The organism is Microbacterium sp. LWH11-1.2, assembly GCF_038397745.1.
Classification (GTDB): domain Bacteria; phylum Actinomycetota; class Actinomycetes; order Actinomycetales; family Microbacteriaceae; genus Microbacterium.
Genome location: NZ_CP151636.1, coordinates 2,513,849 through 2,539,372, shown reverse-complemented (window position 1 = coordinate 2,539,372; position 25,524 = coordinate 2,513,849). Strand labels below are relative to the sequence as shown.

The window sequence follows — 25,524 nt, the reverse complement described above, 5'->3', positions numbered from 1 at the left end:
GTCAGGCGTGGTGCGGCTCGCAGTCGGACTGCTCGGCCGGTTCGATCTGGAACGTCGAATGCTCCACGTCGAAATGATCCGCGAGGCAGGCCTGCATCTCGGAGAGCAGCTTCGCCGAGCGCCCATCGGCCAGGAGCGCCGGATCCACGCTGACGTGCGCCGTGAACACCGGGGCGCCACGGGTGAGCTGCCAGACGTGCACGTCGTGCACGCCGGTGACGCCCTCGTACGCGAGCAGGTGCGTGCGGATCTCGCTCACCGCCGTGCCTTTCGGCGCGGACTCGGCGAGCACCGAGAACACCTCGCGTAGCAGCGCGATCGCCCGAGGGATGATCATCGCGGCGATGAACAGCGAGGCGATGGCGTCCGCCGCCATCCATCCCGTGGTCAGGATGATCACCGCGGCCACGATGACCGCGGCAGAGCCGATCAGGTCGCCCATGACCTCCAGGTACGCGCCGCGCACGTTGATGCTGGTGCGCTGGGCGCGGCTCAGCAGCCACATCGAGATCGCGTTGGCGATCAGACCCACGACGGCGACGACGAGCATGAGCCCGCCGGCGACCTCGACCTCGCTCGGATCGATGAGGCGCCCGATGCCCTCGACGGCGACCCAGGCCGCCAGGGCGATCAGGATCACGGCGTTGATCAGAGCGCCGAAGACCTCGGCCCGCTGATAGCCGAACGTGCGCCGGTCATCGGCCGGACGCGCGGCGACGGATGCCGCGATGAGCGCGATCACGAGCGCCGAAGCATCCGTGAACATGTGCGCCGCGTCGGCGAGCAGCGCGAGGGAGCCGGTGAGGATCGCTCCGACGACCTGCACGATCATGACGGTCGCGGTCAGCGACAGCGAGATCGCCAGGAGGCGTCTGCTGCTCGCCGAGCGGATGCCGCCGGCGGCGGGTGCGTGATCGTGCATGCCCCCAGGCTAGACCGGCAGAGAGGGCCCAGAGGGCGATTCCGCCTAGTCGGGAAGGGTAACGAGAACCAGTCTCAGCAGGAGCTCGCTCCCCTCAGAGCCCCTCCAGCAGCGGCATCAGCTCGGCGAATGCCCGTGCGCGGTGCGACTGCGCCTGCTTCTCCTCCGCCGTGAAATCGCCCACCGTGCGCTCCTTCCCCTCAGGCTGGCCGTCGGGGACGAAGATCGGGTCGTAGCCGAACCCTCCGCCGCCGGACGCGGAGTGCGCGAGCCGCCCCGGCCAGAGGCCTTCGACGACCTCCTCGCGACCGTCGGGCGTGACGAGGGCGATGGTCGACGTGAAGTGCGCAGTGCGGTGCGGATCGGCGACGTCGCGCAGCTGGTCCAGGAGCAGCTCCAGGTTCGCCGCGGCATCCTTCTTCTGCCCCGCCCAGTACGCGGAGAACACGCCGGGAGATCCGCCGAGCACATCGACGCAGATCCCGGAGTCGTCGGCCAGCGCGGCGAGGCCGGTGTGGGCTGCCGCGGCGCGCGCCTTGATCAGCGCGTTCGCGGCGAACGTCACGCCGTCTTCGACCGGCTCGGGACCGTCGTAGCCGACGATCTCGAGATCCGGACGCGTCTGCGCGACGATCTGCTGGAACTCCGCGACCTTGTGCGGGTTGTGGGTCGCGAGGACGACCTTCATCGTCATTCGCCTGCCGCGGCGGCCAGCGCCGTCAGCTGGTGATCCTTCAGGTCGGCGCAGCCGGCGAGGCCGAGCTCGAGCAGCGCATCCAGCTCGCGCTTGTCGAAGGGAGCGCCCTCGGCCGTGCCCTGCACCTCGACGAAGAGACCGCGGCCGGTGACGACCACGTTCATGTCGGTCTCGGCGCGCACGTCTTCGACATAGGCCAGATCGAGCATCGGCTCGCCGTCGATGATGCCGACGGACACCGCAGCGACGGAGTCGAGCAGAGGGGTCGAGTTCTTGCCGATGAACTTCTTCTCGCGACCCCACTCGATCGCGTCCGCGAGGGCGACGTAGGCGCCGGTGATCGCCGCGGTCCGGGTGCCGCCGTCGGCCTGCAGCACATCGCAGTCGATGACGATCGTGTTCTCGCCGAGCGCCTTGGTGTCGACGACCGCGCGCAGGGCCCGGCCGATGAGCCGGGAGATCTCGTGCGTGCGTCCGCCGATGCGGCCCTTCACGCTCTCGCGGTCGTTGCGGCTGTTCGTGGCGCGCGGCAGCATCGAGTACTCGGCCGTGACCCAGCCCTTGCCCTTGCCGGTGAGCCAGCGCGGCACGCCGTTGGTGAAGGATGCCGTGCACAGCACCTTCGTGCCGCCGAAGCTGATCAGTGCGGAGCCTTCGGCGTGCGCGCTCCAGCCGCGCTCGATCGTGATCTCGCGGAGCTGGTCGGTGGAGCGGCCGTCGGCCCGGACGATGTCGGTCATGTGCTTCTTTCGGGTAGGGGTGGTCGAGCCGGATCAGAGGGATTCGGAGACGGACTCGGGAAGAGTGATCACGCCGGTCTGCACGAGCTGCACGTCGCGGACCTCGCGGCCCATCAGTCGGTTCGCCAGGGCGGTGAAGTCGTCGGCGGACGCTCCGGTCGCCTCGTAGACGTAGGTCGAGGCCGCATCCGGCGAGGCCAGCAGGTCGCCGCGGACCAGCTGCCGGTAGACATCCCCCGCCGTCTCGTCGTCGCTCGAGACGAGCGTGACGCCCTCGCCCATGACGTAGCTGATCGCCCCACGCAGGAACGGGTAGTGGGTGCAGCCGAGCACAAGCGTGTCGACACCGGCGTCCCGCAGCGGCGCGAGATACTCCTCGGCGACGGCGAGCACCTCAGGGGTTCCCGTGATCCCGGCCTCGACGAACTCGACGAACCGCGGGCATGCCGCCGTGAACACCTCCAAGCGCTCGTTCACCTCGAGCATGTCCTGGTACGCGCGCGAACCGATCGTGCCGACGGTACCGATCACTCCGACGCGCCCGTTGCGCGTCGTCGACACCGCGCGGCGCACCGCCGGGCCGATCACCTCGACGACGGGGATGTCGTAGCGCTCGCGAGCATCGCGCAGCATGGCGGCGGATGCCGTGTTGCAGGCGATCACGAGCATCTTCACGCCCTGATCGACGAGCGTGTCGAGCACCTCGAGAGCGTAGCGGCGCACGTCGGCGATGGGCTTCGGGCCGTACGGCGAGTGCGCCGTGTCGCCGATGTACACGAACGATTCACGGGGCAGCTGGGCGCGGATGGCTCTGGCCACCGTGAGCCCGCCGACACCGGAGTCGAAGATTCCGATCGGCGCGTCGTTCATGACTCCCCAGCCTACCGGGCCTCACTATGCTGAGCGCATGACCACGTCGACGGCGCTGCTCACCGATCGCTATGAGCTCACGATGCTCGCGGCCTCGCTCCGGGACGGGACGGCCTTCCGTCCGAGCGTCTTCGAGCTGTTCTCCCGCCGCCTCTCCGGCGGCCGCCGCTTCGGTGTGGTGGCCGGAACCGGGCGCCTGCTCGGACTGCTCCGTGAGTTCCGCTTCGGCGACGACGAGCTGCGGTTCCTGCGCGACGAGGAGGTCGTGGATGCCGCGTCGCTGAAGCACCTCGAGGACTACCGCTTCACGGGGTCGATCAGCGGCTACCGCGAGGGCGAGCTCTACTTCCCCGGGTCGCCGATCCTCACCGTCGAGGGCACCTTCGCCGACGCCGTGATCCTCGAGACCCTCGCCTTGAGCGTGCTCAACCACGACTCCGCCGTGGCGACCGCCGCCGCGCGCATGAGCATCGCCGCCGGAGAGCGCCCGCTGGCCGAGATGGGTTCCCGTCGCGCCGCCGAGCGGTCCGCCGTCGCCGCGGCGCGTGCCGCCTACATCGCCGGCTTCGGTGCGACCAGCAACCTCGAGGCCGGCCGCAGCTGGGGCATCCCCACGATGGGCACCGCCGCGCACTCCTGGACTCTGCTGCACGACTCCGAGGAGGACGCCTTCCGCGCGCAGGTCGAGAGCATGGGCGTAGGCACGACTCTCCTCGTCGACACCTACGACATCCGCACGGGCGTCGAGACCGCGATCCGCATCGCGGGCACCGACCTGGGCGGTGTGCGCATCGACTCCGGCGACCTTCCGATCGTGGCCGGAGAGGTCCGCGCGCAGCTCGACGAGCTCGGCGCCACGAACACGCGCATCACCGTGACCAGCGATCTCGACGAGTACGCGATCGCGGCCCTCGCGGCCTCGCCTGTCGACGCCTACGGCGTGGGTACCTCCGTCGTGACGGGCTCGGGCTACCCGACCGCGAGCATGGTCTACAAGCTCGTGGCCAGGCAGGACTCCACCGGCGCCTGGATCGGGGTGGCGAAGGCCTCGGCCGACAAGGCCTCGTATGGCGGACGGAAGGCGGCGTTCCGCACCCTCGCCGACGGCGTCGCCTCTGCGGAGACCGTGGTCGTCTCCGATGGATTCGAAGAGCTGGACACGCCTGCCGAGCATCCGGACGGTCGTCCGCTGCAGGTGACGTTCGTCGAGGCGGGCGACATCGACACCGCTCACGAGGGCGTGGCCGGTACCGCTGCGGCGCGCGCGCATCATCTGCGCGTGCGCGAGGAGCTCCCGGTGCGGGCTCTCGCCCTCAGCAAGTCGGACCCGGCGATCCCGACGGTCTACGTCGAGGCGCGCTGAATCGGGTCGGCTCAGCCGACCATCGACTCGTAGATCTCCTTGCACGTGGGGCAGATCGGGAACTTCTCCGGGTCACGACCCGGCGTCCACTTCTTGCCGCACAGGGCGCGCACCGGCTTGCCGGTGATCGCCGACTCGAGGATCTTGTCCTTCTTCACATAATGCGAGAAGCGCTCATGGTCGCCCGGTTCGAGGTTCTCCTCGCGGAGAAGCTCTTCCAGTTCGCGATCAAGCGTTGCCACGCCGCCCTGATCGGGGCTGTCCAGCGGAGTACTCATCCCGTGAGTCTAGCCGCGTCGAGTCGCCTGCGGGCGGTCGTCACGCGGTCTCGACGAACTCCATCAACCGCTCCCCGCTGCGCTCGAAGATGCGTCCGCCGATGACGGCGCCGAGCCAGAGCACGACCAGGCCCGACAGCAGCCCGACCCAGAAAGCGGCCGGCGCGTACGACGAGCCCTCGGCGATCGTCAGAGCGAACAGCCAGGCGGTCGGCAGGCTCAGCACGATCGCGCCGAGGAAGGCGGCCGCCGGGCCGTAGATGCCGCGCGAGGTCGGCCGCTGCGGCTGCTGGAACGGGCTGTCGCCCGGTCGCGACACGGCGTAGGGAGCGACGACGGAGACGATGCTCGAGATGCCGAGCGCGGAGAACAGCAGGCTGCCGGCGAGACCGGTGAGCGGCAGCAGCAGACGCCAGTCCCCGATCAGCAGCAGCGTGAGCGGGATGGCGATCGCGAGCACGGGGATGGCCACCAGCAGCACCGGCACGAGTCGGCCGAGCCGATCCGGGAGGCCGCGGATGCCGCTGGCGACATGCGTCCACAGCGCGGTGGAGTCGTAGGCGACGTCGTTGTGCGGCAGCCATCCGAAGAACAGCGCCATCACGGGGACCGGGACGAGCGCGGCGATCTCGAGAGGAACGCCGGCGACGATCAGCGGGAGGATCGTCAGCACGCCCGCCACGGGGACCACGATGGTGTTCATGATGTATCGGCGGTCACGCAGCCAGTAGACGAGGCTGCGTGCGGCGATCGCGCCGAAGGCGTTCGAAGGGAGAAGCCCGAACCAGCCGAGACCGGTCCGCTCGCGGGATGCCACGGGACGTTCGGTGGTCGTCAGGAGACGGCGGACGAGCCAGGCCCACACGACCCACAGCAGAATCGCGGTCGCCACGGCGACGAGCCCACTGATCCAGGCCATCGCCGAGGCGTCGGCGGCGACCGCGAAGAGGAAGCCGGGCGACGCGGCGAGCGGAGTGAATCCGACACTGGTGGTCAGCGCTGCTAGCGATGCCGGAACGTGTCCGTCCCAGCGCAGTGAGGCGAAGAAGACCGCCACGGGGAAGGCGATCACGATGAGAGCGAGCGCGAACAGTGCGGTGAGCTCGCGGGAACGGCGCTCCGGGAGCAGCAGCGCGTTGATCGCCATGCCGACGCGAGCCGTGAGCACCGTGGTGACCACGCCGACGATCGTCATGAGCACGGCCAGCGGCCACGGGGCGCCCAGTTCGATGGCGACGATGCAGACGCTGATGTACACGGCGAGGAGCGCCAGGCTCGGCACGCTCACGAAGGCGGCGAGGGTGAGGACCCAGGGCATCCGTCGCTCGTCGACGCCGAAGACGGCGAACCGGCGCGGATCGAGCTGGTCCACCGCGCCGACGAGGATCGGTCCGACGAGGAAGCCGAGCAGGAGCGCTGCTCCCCCGAGCACGGTGACGGCGCGGGCGACCGGCACCGGAGCGTCGGCGAGGCTGAAGACGGCGAGGCACACGGCCACCGTGACCGCGACGACCGCGGCGAAGGTGACGAGGGTGCGCACCCGACGTTCTCCGCGCAGCGATCCGATCAGAAGTGCGAACCTCAGTCGGAGAACGTGTGCAGCCACTCGAGCCCCTCCACCTCTCCGCTGGAGCCGGCGAGCTCGACGAAGCGCGACTCGAGCGTCTGCCCGGCCCGCACCTCGTCGATCGTGCCCTCGGCGAGCACCTCACCGCCGACGATGATCGCGACCCGGGAGCACACGCGCTCGACGAGATCCATCCCGTGGCTGGAGAGGATCACGGTGCCGCCGTGCGACACGTAGGCGCGGAGGATGTCGAGGATGACCGCCGAGGAGACGGGGTCGACCGACTCGAACGGCTCGTCGAGCACCAGGACGCGCGGCGAGTGGATCATGGCCCCTGCGAGCATGATCTTCTTCGTCATGCCCGCCGAGTAGTCGGAGACGACACGGCTCAGGGCATCGCCGAGGTCGAAGGCGCGTGCGAGGTCGGCGGCACGCTTCTCGATGACGTCCGCGGCCAGGCCGCGCAGAAGGCCGTAGTAGTAGAGGAGCTGACGGCCCGTGAGCCGGTCGAACGTGCGGAGCCGATCCGGCAGGACACCCATCACCCGCTTCGCCGCGAGCGGCTGCCTGGCCTGGTCGATGCCGCAGATCACCACGCTGCCCGCGTCCGGACGCAGGAGGCCGGCGACGATGGACAGGGTCGTGGTCTTGCCCGCACCGTTCGGACCGACGATCCCGTAGAACGAGCCGGCGGGAACCGTGAGGTCGATCCCGTCGACGGCGTGGTTGTCGCCGAACTGCTTGACGAGTCCGCGGATGCTGATCGCGACGGTGGCGGCCGCCTCGCCGAACGGGCCCACGGCGTCGGATGCCGCGTCGTCGGACTCCGCGTCCGCTCCGGAGACGGCGTCGGCCGGTGTCTCGACGACGGCCTCGTCCGCGACGGAGGCATCGGCGAGCGCCTCTTCCAGCTCCGCCTCCTCTACGGACGGCTCTTCGACCACGAGCTCCTCGACCGCGGGCTCGGCGGCGGGATCCTCGACGTCCGATGCGGCTGCGACAGGCTCCTCGACCACAGGCTCGGCCGGGGCCGACGCCTCGACGACCAGCTCCTGCGGCGTCGGCGCCTCCTCAGCACGAGCGGGTTCGGGAGCGGACGTCGCATCGTCGACGGACGGAGCGCCCTCGACGACCGGAGACAGGCTCGAATCGAGCTCGTCTGCTGCAGCCTTCTCCTCTGCCGCCTTCTCGGCCGCCGCAGCCTTGGCCGCGGTCGCCTTGGCTGCCGCCGCCTTCGCCGCGGCTGTCTTCGCCGAGGCCGAGCGTGCCGATGCCGTGCGAGCGGTCGTCTTGGCCGCCGCCGACTTCGCCGCGGCGGACTTCGCGGCGACGGTCTTGGCCGCGGAGGTCTTCGCACTCGTCTGCTTGGCGGTCGGTGCCTTGGCTGCCGGCGCCTTGGCACCTGAGACCGCCGGCTTCGTGGCCGCGGCCCTCGCCGTGGCCGCGCGCGCCGCGGGCTTGGTGGACTTCGCCGCGGCTGACCTGGCCGCGGTGTTCTTCGCTGCCGCCGCGCGGGCAGCGGCGGTGGTGCGCGCCGCCGCGGCGGTCTGCGTCGGTGCATCGACCACCAGCTTGACGGCGGGTTCGATCACGACCTCGCCGGTCGGGGCAGCGGTCTCCGCCGAGGCCTTCGCCGGCGTCCGCGGCGTCGTCTTCCTGGCAGGAGTCCGCGCGGCCGGCGCCTTCTTGGCCGGCGCCTTCTTGGTCGCGGGGCGACCCGCGGCGCCCGGCTTCGCCGTCGACGCACGCGCCGATGATGCCTTCTTCGGCGGGGTCTCGGAATCGTCCACCTGGTCGGTGCGGTCGTCAGGGGAAGGAGTCACCGTCCTACGGTATCAATGGGTTGCCCTCCGCCGATGGCGCAGCGACACAATCCGCGCTCGGATCTCGCAGATTCCGCGCACATCGGGCGTGTTCGTCTACCCTGAGTGTTGCGTGTGTAGTCGATCACGAAATGACAACGGGGCCATCGATCCCCGGGGCTTCCCAGCCGGAATCGATACCATGAACGCGGCACGATGAGGTGTCTGGCCGGTGAACCGGCCGTGAACACAACTTCCCCTTAGGAGCACTCGTGACTCTTCAAACCGTCATTCTCGCAGCAGGCATGGGCTCACGCCTGGGTCGCGCGCTGCCGAAGCCGCTGACCGAGCTGAGCGACGGCCGCACGATCATGCGCCAGCAGCACGACAACATCCGGGCCGCCTTCGGCTCCGACGCACGCATCACCACGGTCGTCGGATACCGTGCCGAGACGATCATCGAGGCTTTCCCGACCGTCAACTACGTCCACAACGAGCGCTACGACGAGACCAACACCTCGAAGAGCCTGCTCCGTGCGCTTGCCGCCACCGGCAAGAACGGCGTGCTGTGGATGAACGGCGACGTGGTCTTCGACCCGATGATCCTCGGCCGTGCGGCCGCGTACATCGAGCGCGACCAGTCGTTCGTCACGGTCAACACCTCGAAGGTCAGCGACGAAGAGGTGAAGTACACCGTCACGGCGGAAGGCTTCATCAACGAGCTGTCCAAGACCGTCAAGGGCGGACTCGGTGAAGCCGTCGGCATCAACTACATCTCCGCGGCGAACAAGAAGGCGTTCATGCGCCAGCTTCAGCGCGTCGAGGACCAGGACTACTTCGAGCGCGGTCTCGAACTCGCGATCGCCGAAGACGGCCTGCTCCTCGAGCCGATGGACGTCTCCGACCTCTACGCGGTCGAGATCGACTTCGCGGAAGACCTCGAGCGGGCGAACCTCTTCGTCTGATCGCCTCTCCCGAACGCCCGTATCCCCACCAGGATCCGGGCGTTCGGCGTTTTCGCGGTCTGACTTCGTAGGATCAGGTCATGGCCCCCAAGGTGCACAAGATCCACTCCTTGCCGGATGACTCTCCCTGGGACAAGGGCGTGCCACCGGCCGGATCCCCCGAGCATCCGATGATGGTGCGCGGGCTCGATCGTGTGCTCTCCATCCAGCGCCCCCTCGTGCTCGCCCACATCCGCAGCATCCGCCTCCGCAACCCGCACGCGACACCGGCCGAGATCATCCGCATCCTCGAGCGGCGGTACCTCGCCGCCGTCACGACGGGTGGCGCGGCGGTCGGCGCGACGGCGGTCGTCCCGGGCATCGGCACCGGGGTCACGCTCGCACTCTCGGGCGTCGAGACGGTCGGCTTCGTCGAATCGACGGCGCTGTTCGCCCAGTCCGTCGCCGAGGTGCACGGCATCGCGATCGCGAATCCCGATCGCGCCCGCGCCCTGGTGATGACCCTGATGCTGGGCAAGGAGGGCGTGGAACTCGTCGGCCAGCTCGCCGGTCAGGTCGCCGGCCGCGGCGGAAGCCGATCGTCCTACTGGGGCGAACTGGTGACCAAGTCGCTCCCGCGCGCTGCCGTCGGCCCGCTGGTCGACCGGCTCAAGAGCATGTTCGTCAAGCAGTTCGCGGCGAAGGGAGGAGCTTCGGTCATCGGCAAGGCGCTCCCGTTCGGGATCGGTGCCGCGATCGGCGGCACGGGCAACCACATCCTCGGCCGTCGCGTGCTCACGACATCGCACAAGGCGTTCGGCGCTGCTCCCGTCGACCTGCCTCTCGAGCTCGAACCGGTCGAGGGCGCCGAGAAGCTCGAGCTTCGCATGCTGCGCGGTGCGCGGTTCGCCGGGAGCGCCGTCGCGGGTGCCGCCGGCACCGCTGTGCGCGGGGTCGGCTGGGCCGGCCGCAAGGTCGGTGAGGTGACGACGCGACGCGGTCACCGACACGACGCACCGGAACTCGAGCGCGGCGGAGACGAGGGAGCGCGTGGCGGTCACGATCTCTCCGGGCTCGACTCCTCCTCAGGTACCCCCACCGGCTGAGGATCCCGCCCGCGGTCTCGACCGGGTCGAGCTGTCACGCGGCGCCCGGCCGAGACACACGATCAGCGGATGATCCGGATGCTGTAGACCGTCGTCGCGGTGGCGGCACCGAGGTCGAGGGTCGAGCCGGGTCGCACGAGGTCGTTGGACATGGTGGAGACGGTGTACCCCTCGATGAACGAGCTCTCGCCGAAGCCGGCCCAGCTGATGCGCACGCTCGACGACGAGTTGTTGATGACCTGGTCGAACGATGACGACGGCTTGACACCGGGGCGGACCTCGGCCTGGATGACGCCGTCCAGCACGTAGCACACGGCGCCGGCGTCGCAGCCGGTGTCGGCCTGTGCCGGAAGGGCACCGAGCGCCACGGCGCCGGCGGCGAGGGAGACGGTGGAAAGGGCGAGAGCGATCGTGCGCTTCATGGTGGTCCTCCTGATTCTGGTCGCCGGCCTCGGCGAGTCCGGTCATGAGGAGTGACGCGATCGAGCAGGGAAAGGTTCATCCGGCTCGACACTCAGAAGAGCGCCAAAGGATCGGGCGGCCCGTTGTGCCGAGCATCCAACGGACGGGGCCGACCCGGCGCTAGGGTGGAATCCGTGACGGACAAGCCCGACCTCTTTACCACTGCCGGCAAGATCGCGGATCTTCGCGCTCGCTACACCGAGGCCGTCGTCGACGCCGAGGAGAAGGCGAAGGAGAAGCAGCACGCCAAGGGCAAGATGACGGCCCGCGAGCGCATCGAGCTCCTCGTCGACCCGGGGAGCTTCGTCGAGTTCGACGAGTACGTGCGCCACCGCACGACCGCGTTCGGGATGGACCGGTCCCGTCCCTACGGCGACTCGGTCGTCACGGGCGTCGGCACCATCCACGGCCGCACCGTCGCCGTGTACTCGCAGGACTTCTCGACCTTCGGCGGCTCGCTCGGCGAGGTCGCCGGCGAGAAGATCATCAAGATCATGGAGTTCGCGCTGGCCGGCGGCATGCCGTGCATCGGCATCCTCGACTCGGGTGGCGCGCGAATCCAGGAGGGCGTCGTCGCTCTCGGCAAGTACGGCGAGATCTTCCGACTGAACACCCGCGCATCCGGCGTGATCCCGCAGATCTCGATCATCATGGGCCCGGCCGCGGGTGGAGCGGTGTACTCCCCCGCCCTCACGGACTTCGTCATCATGGTCGACAAGACCAGCCAGATGTTCGTCACCGGCCCGGACGTGATCAAGACCGTGACCGGCGAGGACGTCGGCATGGAGGAGCTCGGCGGGGCGTACACCCACAACACGCGCTCGGGCGTGGCGCACTACCTCGCCGAGGACGAGGACGACGCGATCGACTACGCGCGCACGCTCCTCGGCTTCCTCCCGGACAACAACATGGCCGAGCTGCCGTCGTACGAGAGCGCTTTCGAGTTCGAGACGACGGATGCCGATCGCACGCTGAACACGATCGTCCCGGACTCGGCGAACCAGCCGTACGACATCAAGACCGTCATCGAGCACGTCGTCGACCAGGGCGACTTCCTCGAGGTCCAGCCGCTCTTCGCGCCCAACATCGTCATCGGCTTCGGCCGTATCGAGGGCCGCTCGGTCGGCATCATCGCGAACCAGCCGTCGCAGATGGCCGGCACGCTGAACATCGAGGCGGGCGAGAAGGCCAGTCGCTTCGTGCGGTTCTGCGACGCCTTCTCCATCCCGATCGTGACGCTCGTCGACGTTCCCGGCTACCTCCCCGGCACCGACCAGGAGTGGACCGGCGTCATCCGCCGCGGTGCGAAGCTCCTCTACGCCTACGCCGAGGCGACCGTGCCCCTCGTCACCGTGATCCTGCGCAAGGCCTACGGCGGCGCGTACATCGTCATGGGCTCCAAGCAGCTCGGCGCCGACGTCAACCTCGCCTGGCCGACGGCCGAGATCGCGGTCATGGGCGGACAGGGCGCGGTCAACATCCTCTACCGCGGCGAGATCAAGAAGGCGGAGGAGGCCGGCGAAGACGTGGCCGCGGTCCGCACGCGCCTCGCCAACGAGTACACGTACAACGTCGCCTCTCCGTTCCTCGCTGCGGAGCGCGGTGAGCTCGACGGCATCATCGAGCCGGCGACGACCCGCGTCTCGATCGCGAAGGCGCTGCGCGCCCTGCGCGGCAAGCGCGCCGAGCTGCCGCCGAAGAAGCACGGGAACATCCCGCTGTGACCGAGCCGACCACTCACGCGGAGACGCCGGACGAGCTGCCGCCGACTCTCGAGATCACGCAGGGCGCCGCGACCGAGGAGGAGCTGGCCGCTCTCATCGCCGTGATCAGCGATGCGTATGCGTCGGAGGCCGCGGATGCCGTGGCCGCCGAGCCGAGCGTCTCGGCATGGACCCGCACGCAGCGCCCGCTCCGCACGCCGCTGCGCCGCGACATCCCCTGGGGACGCTACTCCGGCTGAGCCGTCGCGAGCGCGGCCTCGCGGAAGCGGAGCGTCACGAGCTGGAACGCGCGAAGCTCCAGGTCGACAGCGCTTCCGTCGATCGCTCGGACCGCCGCGGCATCCACCTCGCGCTCGAGAAGGTCGGTCTCCACGACCGTGCCGAACGCGAAGGCCGTCGAGAGGGTCGCCGCGGCCCGCCCGCCGTGCGCCTCGTACAGGCGCACGATCACGTCTCCGCTGCGATCCTCGGCGAGCTTGACCGCTTCGACGACGACGGCGTCGGACGACACGCTCAGCAGCGGCGCCACGGGTCCCGCACCGGAGAGCGCCCGCACGGGCAGGTTCAGTCGGTAGCCCTCGCGGACCGCATCGGCGATGGACGCATCCGGGCGCACGCTCACCCGGAAGGTGTGCTCCCCCTGATCCGCATCGGGATCGGGGAAGAGCGGTGCGCGGAGCAGCGACAGACGCACGGTCGTCGCGGTGCCGCCGCCGCTGCGCGATGTCCGCGTGATGTCATGGCCGTAGGTGGCGTCATTGGCCACGGCGACGCCGAAGCCGGGCTCGCCCACATGCACCCAGCGATGCGCCACGGTCTCGAACCGCGCCGCATCCCAGGACGTGTTCGTGTGCGTCGGGCGGTGCACGTGCCCGAACTGGATCTCCGACGTCGCGCGATCGGTGTGCACGTCGAACGGGAAGGCGAGCTTCAGGAGCTTCTGGCGCTCGTGCCAGTCGACCGTCGTCTCGATGTCGAGAGCGCGCCCGCCGGAGGCGAGGGTCAGAGCCTGCGTGATCCGTGAGCCCCCCAGCGCACGGACCACGCAGACGATCGCCGCCGACGGATGCGGGACGATGTCGATCGAGACCACGTCCGTCACGTCGATGACGTGACGGCGGTAGTGCTCGTCGATATCCCAGGCATCCCATCGGCTGGGCGTATCGCGATGCAGCTGGAGGAGGTTCCCCCGCTCCCCCGCCGCAATCGCATCCCTCCCGGTCGCGCGGGTGACGAGTGACGTCACCAGGCCCGCGTCGTCGATCGAGACCGTGAGGTGCTCGTTCTCCAGCACGAAGCCGCCCGTCGTCCGCGCGACCGCCGCAGGGACCCCAGCACCCTGCACGGCGGTGATCCCCATCGCCGCCGTTCCCTCCCTTGCGTAGGGCCCGGCGTCGGCGACCAGCTCGGTGTCTCCCGAGCCGGCCACGACGGCCAGCGACCCTGCGATGATGCGCTCCGTCGAGGCGAGCACCTCGGCGTAGCGTCGTTCGGCCTCCCGGTGCACCCAGCTGATCGAGCTGCCGGGGAGGATGTCATGGAACTGCTGCAGCAGCACGGTCTCCCACGCGGCATCCAGCTCGTCGTACGGGTAGTCCGCGCCGCGCAGCGCGGCGGAGGTGGCCCAGAACTCGGCCTCGCGCAGCGCATGCTCGCTGCGGCGGTTCCCGCGCTTCGTGCGGGACTGCGAGGTGTAGGTCCCCCGGTGGAACTCGAGGTACATCTCCCCTGACCACACCGGCGGGGACGTGTACTCCGCCTCTGCCGCCTCGAAGAAGCGACGCGGCGTCGACAGGGTGACGGTCGGCGAGCCCTCGAGAGACCGCAGCCGCGCCGCCGCCGCGACCATCTCCCGATTCGGACCGCCCCCTCCGTCGCCGTAGCCGAACGGGACGAGCGAGGTGTTCGCGGCGCCCTTCTCGGCGTACTGGCGCTCCGCGCGGGCCAGCTCCTCGCCGGTGAGCTGCGCGTTGTAGGTGTCGACCGGCGGGAAATGGGTGAAGATCCGCGTGCCGTCGATGCCCTCCCACAGGAATGTGTGGTGCGGCATGACGTTGGTCTCGTTCCATGACATCTTCTGCGTCAGCATCCACCGCGATCCGGCGGCCTTCGCGATCTGCGGGAGCGCCGCGGAATAGCCGAAGGAATCCGGGAGCCAGACGTCGAGCGGTTCGACGCCGAACTCCTCCAGGAAGAAACGCTTGCCGCGCACGAACTGCCTCGCCAGCGCCTCACCACCCGGCATGTTCGTGTCGGATTCGACCCACATGCCGCCGGCCGGCACGAAGCGCCCTGCGGCGACCGCGTCGCGCATGCGCGCGAACAGCTCGGGCTGGAACCGCTTCATCCAGGCGTACTGCTGGGCGGAAGACGCGGCGAAGGCGAAGTCGGGGTCCTCCTGCTGCAGCGCCAGGACGTTCGAGAACGTCCTGGCCACCTTGCGCTGCGTCTCGCGGACGGGCCACAGCCAGGCGGAGTCGATGTGCGCATGCCCCACGGCGTGCAGGGAATGAGCGGAGGCGGATGCCGGGCGCGCGAGGACCCCGACGAGTTCCGCCCGCGCCTCGGCGGCGGTGCCTGCGACGTCCTCCGGGTCGGTCACGTCGATCATCCGCTCCAGCGCGCGGAGGATCTCGGCGCGGCGCGGCGACTCCGTCGGCAGGGCGCCCATCAGCCCTCGCAGCACCGCCACATCCTGCAGCAGCTCCCAGACCGTGACATCGAGGATCGCGATCTCCGCCCGGCGGAGCACGTAGAGCGGATCCTCCCCCGCGGATTCCCACTGCCCGAGGGGCGTCGGCGCGAAGGTCCACGCCGCGGCGACGTCGGGATTCGCAGCCGCCTCGAGGTAGAGATCGATCGGGTCGCCCGCGGCCCCCTCCAGGGGCACGTGGGCGTTCCTCGGCTCGACGGCCTTCACGATGGATCCGTCCGGCCGGTACACGGTGCCCTCGGCCTGGAAACCCGGCTCCGCGTCGTTGAACCCGAGGTCGAACACCAGCTCGGCCCGCTGCCCGTCGGCGACCTGCGGGACGACACCGGTCACGTGCAGCCACATCGTGCTCCAGGCGCGGCCCCACGGACCGCCGACGGAGAAGGGCTCGAAAGCCTGCGCCACGGCGTGGTCGAACGACACGGGCTCCCCCGGGGCGGTCCACGACCGGAGCTTCAGCTCCTGCGCCCGCGCGTACACGGCGGGGTGGAGACGCTCCTGCACGAAGCGCTGGATGCGCGCTTCGACGAGGGCCGAGTTGTCATGCATCGGTGATCCGATCGCTGGGGGTGATCACAGATAGTACATCGATTGGAGTTAATCCGACAAGAGCCCGCGCGGAGATCCCGGACGACTCATGTCCGGCGCTCAGTCCTCCAGCAGCAGATGCGTCGTGCGCGGCGTCAGCACCGAGTCGAGGACCACGCAGCCGGCCCCCACGGCGCCGACGTCGACGCCGACGACCGTGCCGGCGACCGGAAGCGCCCGCACCGCGCGCGTGGCGCTCAGCCGCTCGAGCCGTCCGGGGATCTCGCCCAGGTACACCTCGGACAGGCGCGGCCAGAACGGACCGCCGTACACGACCCGGTCCACGTCGAGCAGGTTGGTCAGCACCGCGGTCAGCACCGCCATGTGACCGGCTGCCTGACGGAGCACGCGCGCGGCAGGGGCCTCACCGGCCGCCGCGCGCTCGCACAGCTGCGTGAAGCGCGCCTCGACGGCCTCGACGTCGCTCGCCTCGCGGTCGTCAGGGAACACACCGGCATGCTCGGCCTGCTCGACGATCGCCTGCGGCGTGCAGACGACCTCGACACAGCCGCGCGATCCGCACAGGCAGGCGGGACCGTCAGGATCGACGACGATGTGCCCGATCTCGCCGAGGTTCTGCGTGCTTCCGCGCACCACGTCGCCGCTCCTGGCGAGCGCGGCGCCGATCCCGGTCCCGAGGTAGACGAAGACGAACGAGTCGTCGGACGAGCCGTGACGGGTCCAGAGCTCTCCCACGGCGGCCGCCGTCGTGTCCTTCTCGAGGGTCACCGGGAATCCCGTCGCCTCGGCCAGGACGGAGCGCAGCGGCACGCGGTGCCAGCCGAGCAGCTTCGGCGGATCGATCACGGTCCCCTTGGCCGGATCCAGCGGACCGGGGGCGGCGACCCCCACCCCCTCGATGCGCGAGCGGTCCACCCCGGCTGCGGTGATCAGGGAGTCGATCGTGGACGCCATGGCCTCCACGATCCGACGCGGATCCTTCTTCGGGGTGCGCACCGCCATCCGGCGCACGACGGCTCCGGACAGATCGAGGAGCACGAAGGTCATGACGGCGGGATCGAGGTGCACGCCGACCGAGAACCGGCTCTCCGCCACGAGGCGCAGCGTCACCCGCGGCTTTCCCGGGCCGTTGATCGTGCGCCCGGCTTCGCGGATGAATCCGTCATCGAGGAGTCGGCGCGTGATGTTCGTGACGGTCTGAGCGGACAGGCCCGTCGCCTCGACGAGCTCGATCCGACTCAATCCCTCTCCGGAGCGCCGGATGGCCTCCAGGATCACGGACTGATTGAAATCGCCCATCCGCGGGAGATTGGTTCCGCGACGCATTCCCATCGTCTTATGATCCCTCATCGCCGCCGAATTCGTGTCCCCCAAAATACCTACAGACAAGTTCTTGACGACCGACCAGACTGAGGGAGACGCTTCGCGTTCGGCTGGTCTCTCTGTCCCAGGGTAGACAGACGCTGATCAGCCACCGGCGGATGGTTTTCGGGTAACTGTCCGCACGGCGAGGGGCAGGCGGCACGGCCGCCGCCCCTCGCCCACTCCTCTCCTGCCGTCATCGCAGGATCTCGTGCCAGAGCTCGACGGAGTCGTCATCACCGGAGGATCGCCCGCCCGGCCGGCCGACGACGGTGACGGCGACCCGCGGATCCCTCGCGGAGCGGATGATGAGGCGGCCCGCCTCGGCATGGGCCAGCGTCGCGGCGAGCTCGTCGCGGATCTCGATCCGACGCTGCTCCTCCACGCCGTCGAGACCGCCCTCGTCGAACACGGTGACGACGACGCCGCGCCGACGCGCGGACTCGATCGCGTCGCGGACCGCGTCGTTGAGCAGATCCGCGCCACGCAGCTCATCGCGCAGCCGTCCCTCGGCGAGCCGCGCCTCCAGCCGCTCGTGCTCGTCGAGGGCGCCTCGAGAGGCGACGACGCGGCTCAGCACGGGGCCGGCGACGGCCAGCGCGAACTGCGTGCGCAGTCGTCGTTCGCGCTGACGGACCAGCTGCGTCGCATGCCATGCGGACACGGCCTGCTGGATCTCGGCGAGCCGCTCGGTGTCTCGGACGGCGCGGTCCCAGAACATCACGAGCAGCTGAGCGATGACGACCCACATGATCGAGCCGACCAGCCCGAGGTTCAGCGAGACGACGAGCCCCAGGTACGCCGACGAGGTCGCGATCAGCATCGCCAGCGTGAGCCACCCGATCAGGAACCGGCGGCGGACGACGCACACCACGCCGAGCAGCCCCAGGCCGCCGATGTACCAGGTGGCGAACGGCTCGGTGCGATCAGCGGGATCGAGCGAGAAGGTGACCAGCACCGGGATCAGGATGCTGGAGACCGCCGCGAGCACCGCCGCCCACAGCGGCATCCGCACCGACACCGAATCCGCCAGGATCGCGATGTTCACGACGGCGAGATACAGCCCGATCGCCAGCACCATCAGCAGCGGCGCGGTGGGCTGCTCTATCCACCACACGCCGCGGGCCACGAAGTACATGGCGAAGCCGACGGCGAGAGAGGTGGCGACGCTGCGGACGGTGCGGTTCACGAGCGCTCCCATCCGAGGGTCACGGTCGTCCCGTGCTCGCCGGAGTCGATGCCCGCTGTGCCGGCGACGCCGGCCATCCGCGCGAAGATCGAGGCGCGGATGCCGAGGCGGTCGGCGCCGATCTCGTCGATGTCGAATCCCGGTCCGGCGTCCGAGATCGTCACGCGGATGCCCTCGTCGCCATGCCCCTCGGCGACGATGTGCAGCCCGCGTCCGCCGGCGTGCGACACCGCATTGCCGATCGCCTGCCGGGCGGCCAGCACGAGTGCGCGAGCGGCACGGCCCGGGATCAGGCCGATGCCGCCGCGTTCCTCCACGATCGCGTCGGCGCCGAGCTCGGAGAGCGAGCGCCGCAGCTCGACGACGATCTGCGCGGTGCCGACCGGCTCGTCGCTCCCCTCCTGCGCCACGGCGCCCTCGGTGTTGGCGAGACGGGTGAGCGCCTCGCGCGCCATCGCCACCGCGAGTTCGCGCGCGCGCTCGCCCTCCGCGCGCTCCCCGGCGATCAGGGCCGCCAGCACGCTGTCGTGCATGAGGGCCGACATCGCGACCCGCTCCTCCTCGGCGGCCGCGGCCGCAGCTGCGGCCGCATAGGAGGCGACGGCCTGTCCCCGCGCCTCGTCGACACCGGCGGCGACCGAGCGGAACATCCACCCGAGCGAGATGATGACGACTCCGAGGATGAGGGTGAACGACACGTCGAACGCCGTGGTCACCCAGAACTCGCGGGAGAACTCTCCCTGCACGAGGCGCACGTATCCGTAGACGAACGGCATCCCGAAGGCCCAGGCGAACTGGATGCGCACCGGGAACGCGAGCATGGCGGCGACGACGCCGACGTTGACGAGGAAGAAGATCCACGGCTGGTCGTCCGCGACCTTGTCGAAGGGGTCGACGACCAGTGGCCAGGCGGCGAGCGCGAGCACGTAGACGATGGCGAAGACTCCGGACGCGATGCGGACGCCGCGCCCGATCACGCACGCGAGGAGCATCAGGGCCAGCGGCGCGAACACCGCCACGACGGCGGCGACGTGCGCGACGTCGGCGGCGGACAGCGTGCCGATGGCCGCGATCAGCGCCTGCGCGCCGAGCGCCGCGGATCCGATCGCGACGACGATCGCGAGGATCCGCTCCATGCGCTTGCCCGTGAAGCGCTCGAACTCGGTCTCCGCCGCGCCGGGAGAGGGGATCTTGCTCCAGGCGTCGCGGATGCTGAGCGGGTCAACGGGCACTCGTGGCCCCGTCGGCGGCGACGATGCCGTCCTCTATCGCCCGGCGGAGGAGGTCGACCTTCGTCGGAGCGGGGCGGCCCACCTCGACGTACTTCACCCGGATCCGCGTGATGTTCTCCTTCGCCGTGGAGTACGCGACGCCGAGACGCTCCGCGACCGCCTTCAGGGGCAGGCCGGTGGCGTACAGCCGGAGCACCTCGCGCTCCCGCGTCGAGAGCTGCGCGTCGGCGAAGGCGCGGTCGCCGTCGACGGCGCTCGCCCACTCGACGTTGTTCAGAGCCTCGCCCTGCGCGACCGTGCGGATCGCGTCGAGCACGTCGTCGAGCGCGGACGACTTGCTGACCACTCCCGCGGCACCCGCGGACAGCGCCTCGCGCACGGCGGCAGGACGGTCGGCGACGCTGTGGATCACGACGCTCGCGCCATCGCCGACGAGCGCACGCACGTTCTCGGTGACGGTGGTCCCGTCGCCGAGGGTGAGGTCCAGCACGACGACATCCGCCGGGGGCGCACCGGTCGCGCGCCGCCACTCGAGGTACGAGCCGACGGTGCTCCCGGAGAACACCACCGTCTGCCCATCGCGCGCGCAGGCGGCTTCGAGGCCGAGGCGAACGGACTCGTGATCGTCGATGAGTGCGACCGTGCTCATCCGCCCAGCCTAGTGAGTCCACGGGCGAGGGCCCGCGAGCGGGTCACCGGGTGAGCAGCGCGACGACCTCGAAGTGGTGCGAATGGGGGAAGAGATCGAATCCGCGGAGGCGGTCGACGTTCCAGCCCAGAGTCCGGAAGGTTCCGAGGTCGCGGGCCAGCGCGACCGGATCGCAGGCCACGTAGGCGATCGCCTCCGGCGCGAGGGCGTGCACCGCGTCGACCACCTGGCGTCCGGCACCTGCACGCGGCGGATCGAGGATGACGGCTCCGGTGCGGCCGGCGCTCTTGCGAGAGGAGAGGAAGCCGTCGACGCGCGCGGTCACCGCGGTCGCGCCGAGGGAGGCGAGGTTCGCGGCCGCGTGCGCGGTGGCGCGTGCGCTCGACTCGACCGTGACGATGTCGGTACCGCCGAGGTCGGCCAGGGTCGCGGCGAACAGTCCGACTCCGCCGTAGAGGTCGTAGTGCGTCCTGTCCTCGTCGACGTGGCCGTCGAGGATGCCGTACACCGCGGCGTCGAGCACGGATGCCGCCCGCGGGTGGATCTGCCAGAACCCCGTCGAGTCGACCTGGAAGCGTCGATCGCCGACGACCTCCTGGATCACCTCGGGAGCGGGGCGGCGCCGGAAGCCGCGTGCGACGCGGGCGGGGCGCTCCGTCTCCTCACGCCGGATGATGCGCACCTGCCCGTCGGCGGGCTCGACGAGCTCGATGCGGCCGGGGGCCTCGCCGTGCAGCGCGAGCGCGGCCTCGGCGATGGCCGGACGCGAGAGCGGGTAGGAGGTGACGGGGATGACGCGGTGGCTGCGGGCCGCGAACGGCCCCACCTCGCCGGCGTCATCGACGTGCAGGGTGACGCGGGTGCGCCAGCCCGTGCCGTCGCCGGACTCGACGGCCTCGATCTCCGGCGCCTCGAGTCCGGCGCCCGCGAAGCGGTCGAGCGCCTCGGTGAGCACCTGACGCTTCAGGGTGCGCTGGTGGCTCAGGTCGATGTGACCGAGGTCGGCGCCGCCGGGCCGGTCAGCCGGGTCGCGCGCGATGTCCGCCGCCGGCCAGATGTGCGGGCGGCGATGCGGTGAGACCTCGAGGACCTCGACGGTCTCGGCACGCCAGAAGCTGCGGGTCGACGCATCCCCGCCCTCCTGCGGCTCGAGGAGCCGCGCACGCACGCGCTCCCCCGGGACCGCGTCCGACACGAACACCACCCGACCTTCATGGCGGGCGATGAACGTGCCACCGTGCGCGATCCCGGTGATGTCGAGCTCGAGCACGTCGGCTGGGGAGGAAGTCATCCTTCGAGGATACGGTGGTGAACATGCGCGTCTGCCTCGCCTCGACCTCTCCCGCCCGCCTGATGCTGCTGCGACAGGCCGGCATCGAGCCTCTCACCCTGTCACCCGACGTCGACGAGGATGCCGTCGCCGCCGCGGCGGCAGCGGAACGGGGAGCCGACCTCCCTCCCGAGGATCTCGTGCTGCTGCTCGCGCGCGCCAAGGCCGCGGACGTCGCACGACGACTGTCCGAGGAAGGGGAATTCCACGGTCTAGTCATCGGCGGCGACTCGATGTTCGCGCTCGGCGGCCGCGTCTACGGCAAGCCCTACACCCCCGAGGAGGCGACCCGGCGCTGGCAGGAGATGCGCGGTGCCACCGGCATCCTGCACTCCGGGCACTCCATCTTCCTGGTCTCCCCCGGCGCCGCTCCCGTCGAGGCCACGGCGGTCGCGGCCGCAGCCGTGACCTTCGCGGAGGACATCGGCGACGAGGAGATCGCTGCCTACGTCGCCTCGGGAGAGCCGCTGCATGTGGCCGGCGCCTTCACGGTCGACAGTCTCGGCGGCGCGTTCATCACCCGGGTGGACGGGGACCCCTCCACCGTGGTGGGCATGTCCCTGTCGACGATCCGTCGCCTGGCCGGCGACCTCGGCATCCGTTGGACCGATCTCTGGTCGTAGACTCTCGTCGACGTTTTCGCCGCTTTCTTGTGGAGGGTCGTCAAATGGATCGAGGGGCTTCTCGCTAGGCTGGCAACCATGCCTGCTATCGCCAAGGTGCTCATCGCCAACCGCGGCGAGATCGCCGTCCGCATCATCCGTGCCGCTCGAGACTCGGGAATCGCCTCGGTCGCCGTCTACGCCGATCAGGATCGTGACGCTCTGCACACGCGGCTCGCCGACGAGGCGTACGCGCTCGGCGGCGCGACCAGCGCCGAGACCTATCTCCAGATCGAGAAGATCCTCTCGGTGGCCCGACGCAGCGGTGCCGACGCCGTGCACCCGGGGTACGGCTTCCTCGCGGAGAACGCCGAGTTCGCCCGCGCCGTGATCGACGCCGGCATGATCTGGATCGGCCCGTCGCCCGCCGCCATCGAGGCTCTCGGCGACAAGGTGACGGCCCGTCACGTGGCCGAGAAGGTCGGTGCGCCGCTGGCCCCCGGCACCCCCGGTCCGGTCGAGACCGCCGACGAGGTCGTCGCATTCGCCGAGGAGTTCGGCCTGCCGATCGCCATCAAGGCGGCCTACGGCGGCGGCGGTCGCGGACTCAAGGTCGCCCGCGAGCTCGACGAGGTCGCCGAGCTCTTCGAATCCGCCACGCGCGAGGCCGTCGCAGCCTTCGGTCGCGGCGAGTGCTTCGTCGAGAAGTACCTGGACAAGCCGCGACACGTCGAGACCCAGTGCCTGGCGGATGCCGAGGGCAACGTCGTCGTGATCTCGACGCGCGACTGCTCGCTGCAGCGTCGCCACCAGAAGCTCGTCGAGGAGGCCCCGGCGCCCTTCCTCACGGCTGAGCAGAACGATCTGCTCTACTCGGCGTCCAAGGCGATCCTGAAGGAGGTCGGCTACGTCGGCGCCGGCACCTGCGAGTTCCTGATCGGCGCCGACGGCACCGTCTCGTTCCTCGAGGTGAACACGCGCCTGCAGGTGGAGCACCCCGTCTCCGAAGAGGTCACGGGCATCGACCTGGTGCGCGAGCAGTTCCGCATCGCCGCCGGCGGCATCATCGACTACGAGGACCCGACGCCGCAGGGGCACTCGATCGAGTTCCGCATCAACGGCGAGGACCCGGGCCGCGGGTTCCTCCCCCAGCCCGGCCCGATCCACGTCTTCAAGACCTTCGGCGGCCCCGGCATCCGTCTCGACTCCGGCGTGACCGCCGGCGACTCGGTCTCCGGCGCATTCGACTCGCTGCTCGCGAAGATCATCGTGACCGGCAAGGACCGCGCAGAGGCCCTCGAGCGCTCACGCCGCGCGCTCGACGAGTTCGAGGTCGCCGGCATGCCGACCGTCCTCCCCTTCCACCGCAAGGTCGTGCGCGACCCCGCCTTCACAGCCGAGAACGGCGAGTTCGGGATCTTCACCCGGTGGATCGAGACCGAGTTCGTGAACGACATCCCCGCGTGGGACGGCGAGCTCGAATCGCCGACGTCGGCCGGCTCCCGCCACACCGTGGTCGTCGAGGTCGCGGGCAAGCGCCTCGAGGTCAGTCTCCCCGACCGCGTGGCCGTCGCCGCAGGCACGGCCGGTCGTCCGGCGGCGGTGCCGCCGTCGCGTCGCAGCCACGCCACGACGGTCAACGCCGGCGCGTCGGGCGACGCCGTGAAGTCGCCCATGCAGGCGACGATCGTCAAGATCGCGGTCGAGGAAGGCCAGCAGGTCGTCAAGGGCGACCTGGTCGTCGTGCTCGAGGCGATGAAGATGGAGCAGCCTCTGCAGGCGCACAAGGACGGCGTCGTGGGCAACATCAACGCGGATGCCGGGACCACGGTCTCGGCGGGGCATCAGCTGCTCACCATCAGCTGACCGCGCGTTTCGACGGGCTCAGCGACCCACGCGGCGACGCTTCGACAGGCTCAGCGACCCACGCACCTGGGTCCCTGAGCCTGTCGAAGGGCCGTCAGGAGATGTAGCCGAGGTGCATCGCGCGGCTCGCGTCGGTGATGCTGCTCGACAGCGACGGGTACGCGGCGAAGACCCGGGAGACCTGATCGACCGTGAGCCGACGTTCGACGGCGACCGCGATCGGGTAGATGAGCTCCGAGGCCTTCGGCGCCACGATGACGCCGCCGATCACGGTGCCCGAGCCCTTGCGGGCGATGATCTTCACGAAGCCGTCCTTGATCCCCATCATCTTCGCGCGGGGGTTGGCGGCGAGCGGCAGCTTGTAGACGAGTCCGTCGGCGACGCCGTCCTCGACGTCCTTCTCCGAGTAGCCGACCGTGGCGATCTCGGGGGCGGTGAAGATGTTCGAGGTGATCTTGATCAGCTCGAGCGGGATCACGATGTCGCCCAGCGCGTGGAAGACGGCCGTGCGCCCCTGCATGGACGCGACGGAGGCGAGCGGGAAGAAGTTCGTGCAGTCGCCGACGGCGTACACGTTCGGCACCGACGTGCGCGCGACCTTGTTCACGCGGACGTGGCCCGATTCGTTGAGCTCCACGCCCGCCTCCTCGAGACCGATGCCCGCGGTGTTCGGGATCGAGCCGACCGCCATCAGGCAGTGGCTTCCCTCGACGGTGCGTCCGTCGGACAGGGTGACGGTGACGCCGTCCTTCGTGGCCTCGACCCTGTCGGCACGGGACTTCGACAGCACGGTCATCCCGCCGCGCTTGAAGACCTTCTCGAGCACGCTCGCCGCATCCTTGTCCTCGCCGGGGAGCACCTGGTCACGGCTCGAGACGAGTGTGACCTTGGCGCCGAGGTTCATGTAGGCGGAGGCGAACTCGGCGCCCGTGACGCCCGACCCGACCACGATCAGGTGCTCGGGGAGCGCCTTCATGTCGTACAGCTGGGTCCAGGTCAGGATGCGCTTGCCGTCCGGCTTCGCGGAATCCAGCTCGCGCGGCGCGGCGCCGACGGCCACGATGATCGTGTCGGCCTCGACGCGGTCGAAGTCGGTGCCGCCCTGGCCGGTGGACACGATGATGGCGTTGGCTCCTTCGAGCCGGCCGTGTCCCGAGAGCATCCGCACGCCCGCCTCGAGCAGGGTGGTGCGCATGTCCTCCGACTGCTGGCCGGCGAGAGCGAGGAGACGCTTGTTCACCGCGGCGAGGTTGATCGCGATCTCGGGCTTGAGCGGCTTCCCGTGGTCGCCCTTCGCGTAGAAGTTCACGCCGAGGTCGCTCGCCTCGGAGATCGCGACGGCGGCGTCCGCCGTGGCGATGAGGCTCTTCGACGGCACGACATCCGTCAGGACGGCGGCACCGCCGACGCCCACGCGCTCGATCAGCGTCACCTCGGCTCCGAGCTGAGCGGCCGCCAGGGCCGCCTCGTATCCGCCGGGACCGCCGCCGAGGACGGCGACGCGCTGAGTGCGCTCGAAAGGGGTGGAAGTCATGGAATCCATTCTTCCGCAATCCT

General features: G+C 70.1%; 22 protein-coding genes. 7 read left to right on the top strand and 15 right to left on the bottom strand.

Annotation, left to right across the window (positions count from 1 at the left end):
• Position 1 precedes the first annotated feature (1 nt).
• From MRBLWH11_RS12230 to murI, 4 genes are all read right to left on the bottom strand, one after another.
• Positions 2-922, bottom strand: coding sequence for a cation diffusion facilitator family transporter (locus tag MRBLWH11_RS12230; protein ID WP_341945067.1), 921 nt, complete (start codon positions 920-922; stop codon positions 2-4).
• A 94-nt stretch (positions 923-1,016) separates the two neighbouring features.
• The gene (rdgB, locus tag MRBLWH11_RS12225; protein ID WP_341945066.1) at positions 1,017-1,616 is read right to left on the bottom strand and encodes an RdgB/HAM1 family non-canonical purine NTP pyrophosphatase; all 600 of its coding nucleotides are present in this window, start codon (positions 1,614-1,616) and stop codon (positions 1,017-1,019) included.
• Complete coding sequence (gene rph / locus MRBLWH11_RS12220; RefSeq protein ID WP_116636371.1) at positions 1,613-2,359, bottom strand: ribonuclease PH; 747 nt, start codon at positions 2,357-2,359, stop codon at positions 1,613-1,615. The genes rdgB and rph overlap by 4 nt, the downstream gene beginning before the upstream one ends.
• Before the next feature lie 33 nt (positions 2,360-2,392).
• On the bottom strand, positions 2,393-3,229 hold the full coding sequence (gene murI / locus MRBLWH11_RS12215) for a glutamate racemase (protein ID WP_116636372.1): 837 nt from the start codon (positions 3,227-3,229) through the stop codon (positions 2,393-2,395).
• Between the two features lie 37 nt (positions 3,230-3,266).
• Here murI and MRBLWH11_RS12210 point away from each other — a divergent pair, with 37 nt between their 5' ends.
• Entirely contained in the window at positions 3,267-4,592 is a 1,326-nt protein-coding gene (locus tag MRBLWH11_RS12210; RefSeq protein WP_341945065.1) for a nicotinate phosphoribosyltransferase, read from the top strand.
• 11 nt (positions 4,593-4,603) lie between these two features.
• Here the strand turns inward: MRBLWH11_RS12210 and MRBLWH11_RS12205 are convergent, their stop codons facing one another.
• From MRBLWH11_RS12205 to MRBLWH11_RS12195, 3 genes are read right to left on the bottom strand one after another with little or no spacing between them, the layout of a single operon-like run.
• Positions 4,604-4,870: a DUF3039 domain-containing protein gene (locus MRBLWH11_RS12205; protein ID WP_028503536.1), complete on the bottom strand. Its 267-nt coding sequence runs from the start codon at positions 4,868-4,870 to the stop codon at positions 4,604-4,606.
• Positions 4,871-4,910: 40 nt separating this feature from the next.
• Positions 4,911-6,410, bottom strand: a complete 1,500-nt coding sequence (locus MRBLWH11_RS12200; RefSeq protein WP_341945064.1) for a hypothetical protein — start codon at positions 6,408-6,410, stop codon at positions 4,911-4,913.
• Between the two features lie 41 nt (positions 6,411-6,451).
• Positions 6,452-8,260, bottom strand: a complete 1,809-nt coding sequence (locus tag MRBLWH11_RS12195) for an ATP-binding cassette domain-containing protein (protein ID WP_341945062.1) — start codon at positions 8,258-8,260, stop codon at positions 6,452-6,454.
• Between the two features lie 251 nt (positions 8,261-8,511).
• Between MRBLWH11_RS12195 and MRBLWH11_RS12190 the strand changes: the two genes are divergently transcribed.
• Both MRBLWH11_RS12190 and MRBLWH11_RS12185 read left to right on the top strand, forming a co-directional pair.
• Positions 8,512-9,204 carry a phosphocholine cytidylyltransferase family protein gene (locus MRBLWH11_RS12190; protein ID WP_116636375.1) on the top strand — a complete coding sequence of 231 codons (693 nt, stop codon included), beginning with the start codon at positions 8,512-8,514 and terminating at the stop codon, positions 9,202-9,204.
• An 80-nt stretch (positions 9,205-9,284) separates the two neighbouring features.
• Positions 9,285-10,289, top strand: a complete 1,005-nt coding sequence (locus MRBLWH11_RS12185; RefSeq protein ID WP_341945061.1) for a hypothetical protein — start codon at positions 9,285-9,287, stop codon at positions 10,287-10,289.
• Between the two features lie 62 nt (positions 10,290-10,351).
• Here MRBLWH11_RS12185 and MRBLWH11_RS12180 read toward each other — a convergent pair whose 3' ends face one another.
• A complete protein-coding gene (locus tag MRBLWH11_RS12180) occupies positions 10,352-10,711 on the bottom strand; it encodes a hypothetical protein (protein ID WP_341945060.1) in 360 nt (119 codons plus the stop codon).
• Between the two features lie 165 nt (positions 10,712-10,876).
• Between MRBLWH11_RS12180 and MRBLWH11_RS12175 the strand changes: the two genes are divergently transcribed.
• A complete protein-coding gene (locus tag MRBLWH11_RS12175) occupies positions 10,877-12,475 on the top strand; it encodes an acyl-CoA carboxylase subunit beta (protein ID WP_116636377.1) in 1,599 nt (532 codons plus the stop codon).
• On the top strand, positions 12,472-12,714 hold the full coding sequence (locus MRBLWH11_RS12170; protein ID WP_116636378.1) for an acyl-CoA carboxylase subunit epsilon: 243 nt from the start codon (positions 12,472-12,474) through the stop codon (positions 12,712-12,714). Before MRBLWH11_RS12175 ends, MRBLWH11_RS12170 begins: the two co-directional genes overlap by 4 nt.
• Here MRBLWH11_RS12170 and MRBLWH11_RS12165 read toward each other — a convergent pair.
• The 6 genes from MRBLWH11_RS12165 to MRBLWH11_RS12140 all read right to left on the bottom strand — a co-directional run bounded on the left by MRBLWH11_RS12165 (position 12,702) and on the right by MRBLWH11_RS12140 (position 21,460).
• Positions 12,702-15,737: a glycoside hydrolase family 38 C-terminal domain-containing protein gene (locus MRBLWH11_RS12165; protein WP_341945059.1), complete on the bottom strand. Its 3,036-nt coding sequence runs from the start codon at positions 15,735-15,737 to the stop codon at positions 12,702-12,704. The genes MRBLWH11_RS12170 and MRBLWH11_RS12165 overlap by 13 nt on opposite strands.
• A 99-nt stretch (positions 15,738-15,836) precedes the next feature.
• Positions 15,837-17,036, bottom strand: coding sequence for an ROK family transcriptional regulator (locus tag MRBLWH11_RS12160; protein ID WP_341945058.1), 1,200 nt, complete (start codon positions 17,034-17,036; stop codon positions 15,837-15,839).
• Positions 17,037-17,295: 259 nt separating this feature from the next.
• Positions 17,296-18,288, bottom strand: coding sequence for a hypothetical protein (locus MRBLWH11_RS12155; RefSeq protein WP_341945057.1), 993 nt, complete (start codon positions 18,286-18,288; stop codon positions 17,296-17,298).
• Positions 18,285-19,520, bottom strand: coding sequence for an ATP-binding protein (locus MRBLWH11_RS12150; protein ID WP_116636382.1), 1,236 nt, complete (start codon positions 19,518-19,520; stop codon positions 18,285-18,287). The genes MRBLWH11_RS12155 and MRBLWH11_RS12150 overlap by 4 nt, the downstream gene beginning before the upstream one ends.
• Positions 19,510-20,169 (bottom strand): response regulator transcription factor, encoded by a 660-nt coding sequence (locus MRBLWH11_RS12145; protein ID WP_341945056.1) that lies wholly within the window; start codon positions 20,167-20,169, stop codon positions 19,510-19,512. Before MRBLWH11_RS12145 ends, MRBLWH11_RS12150 begins: the two co-directional genes overlap by 11 nt.
• A gap of 43 nt (positions 20,170-20,212) precedes the next feature.
• A complete protein-coding gene (locus tag MRBLWH11_RS12140; protein ID WP_341945055.1) occupies positions 20,213-21,460 on the bottom strand; it encodes a TRAM domain-containing protein in 1,248 nt (415 codons plus the stop codon).
• Positions 21,461-21,483: 23 nt separating this feature from the next.
• On the opposite strand from MRBLWH11_RS12140, the gene MRBLWH11_RS12135 reads away from it, so the two are divergent.
• Together MRBLWH11_RS12135 and MRBLWH11_RS12130 are read left to right on the top strand one after the other, a co-directional pair.
• On the top strand, positions 21,484-22,122 hold the full coding sequence (locus tag MRBLWH11_RS12135) for a nucleoside triphosphate pyrophosphatase (protein WP_341947825.1): 639 nt from the start codon (positions 21,484-21,486) through the stop codon (positions 22,120-22,122).
• Between the two features lie 78 nt (positions 22,123-22,200).
• Positions 22,201-23,967: a biotin carboxylase N-terminal domain-containing protein gene (locus MRBLWH11_RS12130; protein ID WP_116636385.1), complete on the top strand. Its 1,767-nt coding sequence runs from the start codon at positions 22,201-22,203 to the stop codon at positions 23,965-23,967.
• A 94-nt stretch (positions 23,968-24,061) separates the two neighbouring features.
• On the opposite strand, the gene MRBLWH11_RS12125 is transcribed toward MRBLWH11_RS12130, so the two are convergent.
• Positions 24,062-25,510, bottom strand: coding sequence for an NAD(P)H-quinone dehydrogenase (locus tag MRBLWH11_RS12125; protein ID WP_341945054.1), 1,449 nt, complete (start codon positions 25,508-25,510; stop codon positions 24,062-24,064).
• Between the last annotated feature and the right edge of the window lie 14 nt (positions 25,511-25,524).

Bases quoted from the DNA above. Each gene is read 5' to 3' on its own strand.
- MRBLWH11_RS12230 (WP_341945067.1), bottom strand. From the start codon at position 922: ATGCACGATCACGCACCCGCCGCCGGCGGCATCCGCTCGGCGAGCAGC.
- rdgB (WP_341945066.1), bottom strand. From the start codon at position 1,616: ATGACGATGAAGGTCGTCCTCGCGACCCACAACCCGCACAAGGTCGCG.
- rph (WP_116636371.1), bottom strand. From the start codon at position 2,359: ATGACCGACATCGTCCGGGCCGACGGCCGCTCCACCGACCAGCTCCGC.
- murI (WP_116636372.1), bottom strand. From the start codon at position 3,229: ATGAACGACGCGCCGATCGGAATCTTCGACTCCGGTGTCGGCGGGCTC.
- MRBLWH11_RS12210 (WP_341945065.1), top strand. From the start codon at position 3,267: ATGACCACGTCGACGGCGCTGCTCACCGATCGCTATGAGCTCACGATG.
- MRBLWH11_RS12205 (WP_028503536.1), bottom strand. From the start codon at position 4,870: ATGAGTACTCCGCTGGACAGCCCCGATCAGGGCGGCGTGGCAACGCTT.
- MRBLWH11_RS12185 (WP_341945061.1), top strand. From the start codon at position 9,285: ATGGCCCCCAAGGTGCACAAGATCCACTCCTTGCCGGATGACTCTCCC.
- MRBLWH11_RS12180 (WP_341945060.1), bottom strand. From the start codon at position 10,711: ATGAAGCGCACGATCGCTCTCGCCCTTTCCACCGTCTCCCTCGCCGCC.
- MRBLWH11_RS12165 (WP_341945059.1), bottom strand. From the start codon at position 15,737: ATGCATGACAACTCGGCCCTCGTCGAAGCGCGCATCCAGCGCTTCGTG.
- MRBLWH11_RS12160 (WP_341945058.1), bottom strand. From the start codon at position 17,036: ATGGGCGATTTCAATCAGTCCGTGATCCTGGAGGCCATCCGGCGCTCC.
- MRBLWH11_RS12145 (WP_341945056.1), bottom strand. From the start codon at position 20,169: ATGAGCACGGTCGCACTCATCGACGATCACGAGTCCGTTCGCCTCGGC.
- MRBLWH11_RS12140 (WP_341945055.1), bottom strand. From the start codon at position 21,460: ATGACTTCCTCCCCAGCCGACGTGCTCGAGCTCGACATCACCGGGATC.
- MRBLWH11_RS12135 (WP_341947825.1), top strand. From the start codon at position 21,484: ATGCGCGTCTGCCTCGCCTCGACCTCTCCCGCCCGCCTGATGCTGCTG.
- MRBLWH11_RS12130 (WP_116636385.1), top strand. From the start codon at position 22,201: ATGCCTGCTATCGCCAAGGTGCTCATCGCCAACCGCGGCGAGATCGCC.
- MRBLWH11_RS12125 (WP_341945054.1), bottom strand. From the start codon at position 25,510: ATGGATTCCATGACTTCCACCCCTTTCGAGCGCACTCAGCGCGTCGCC.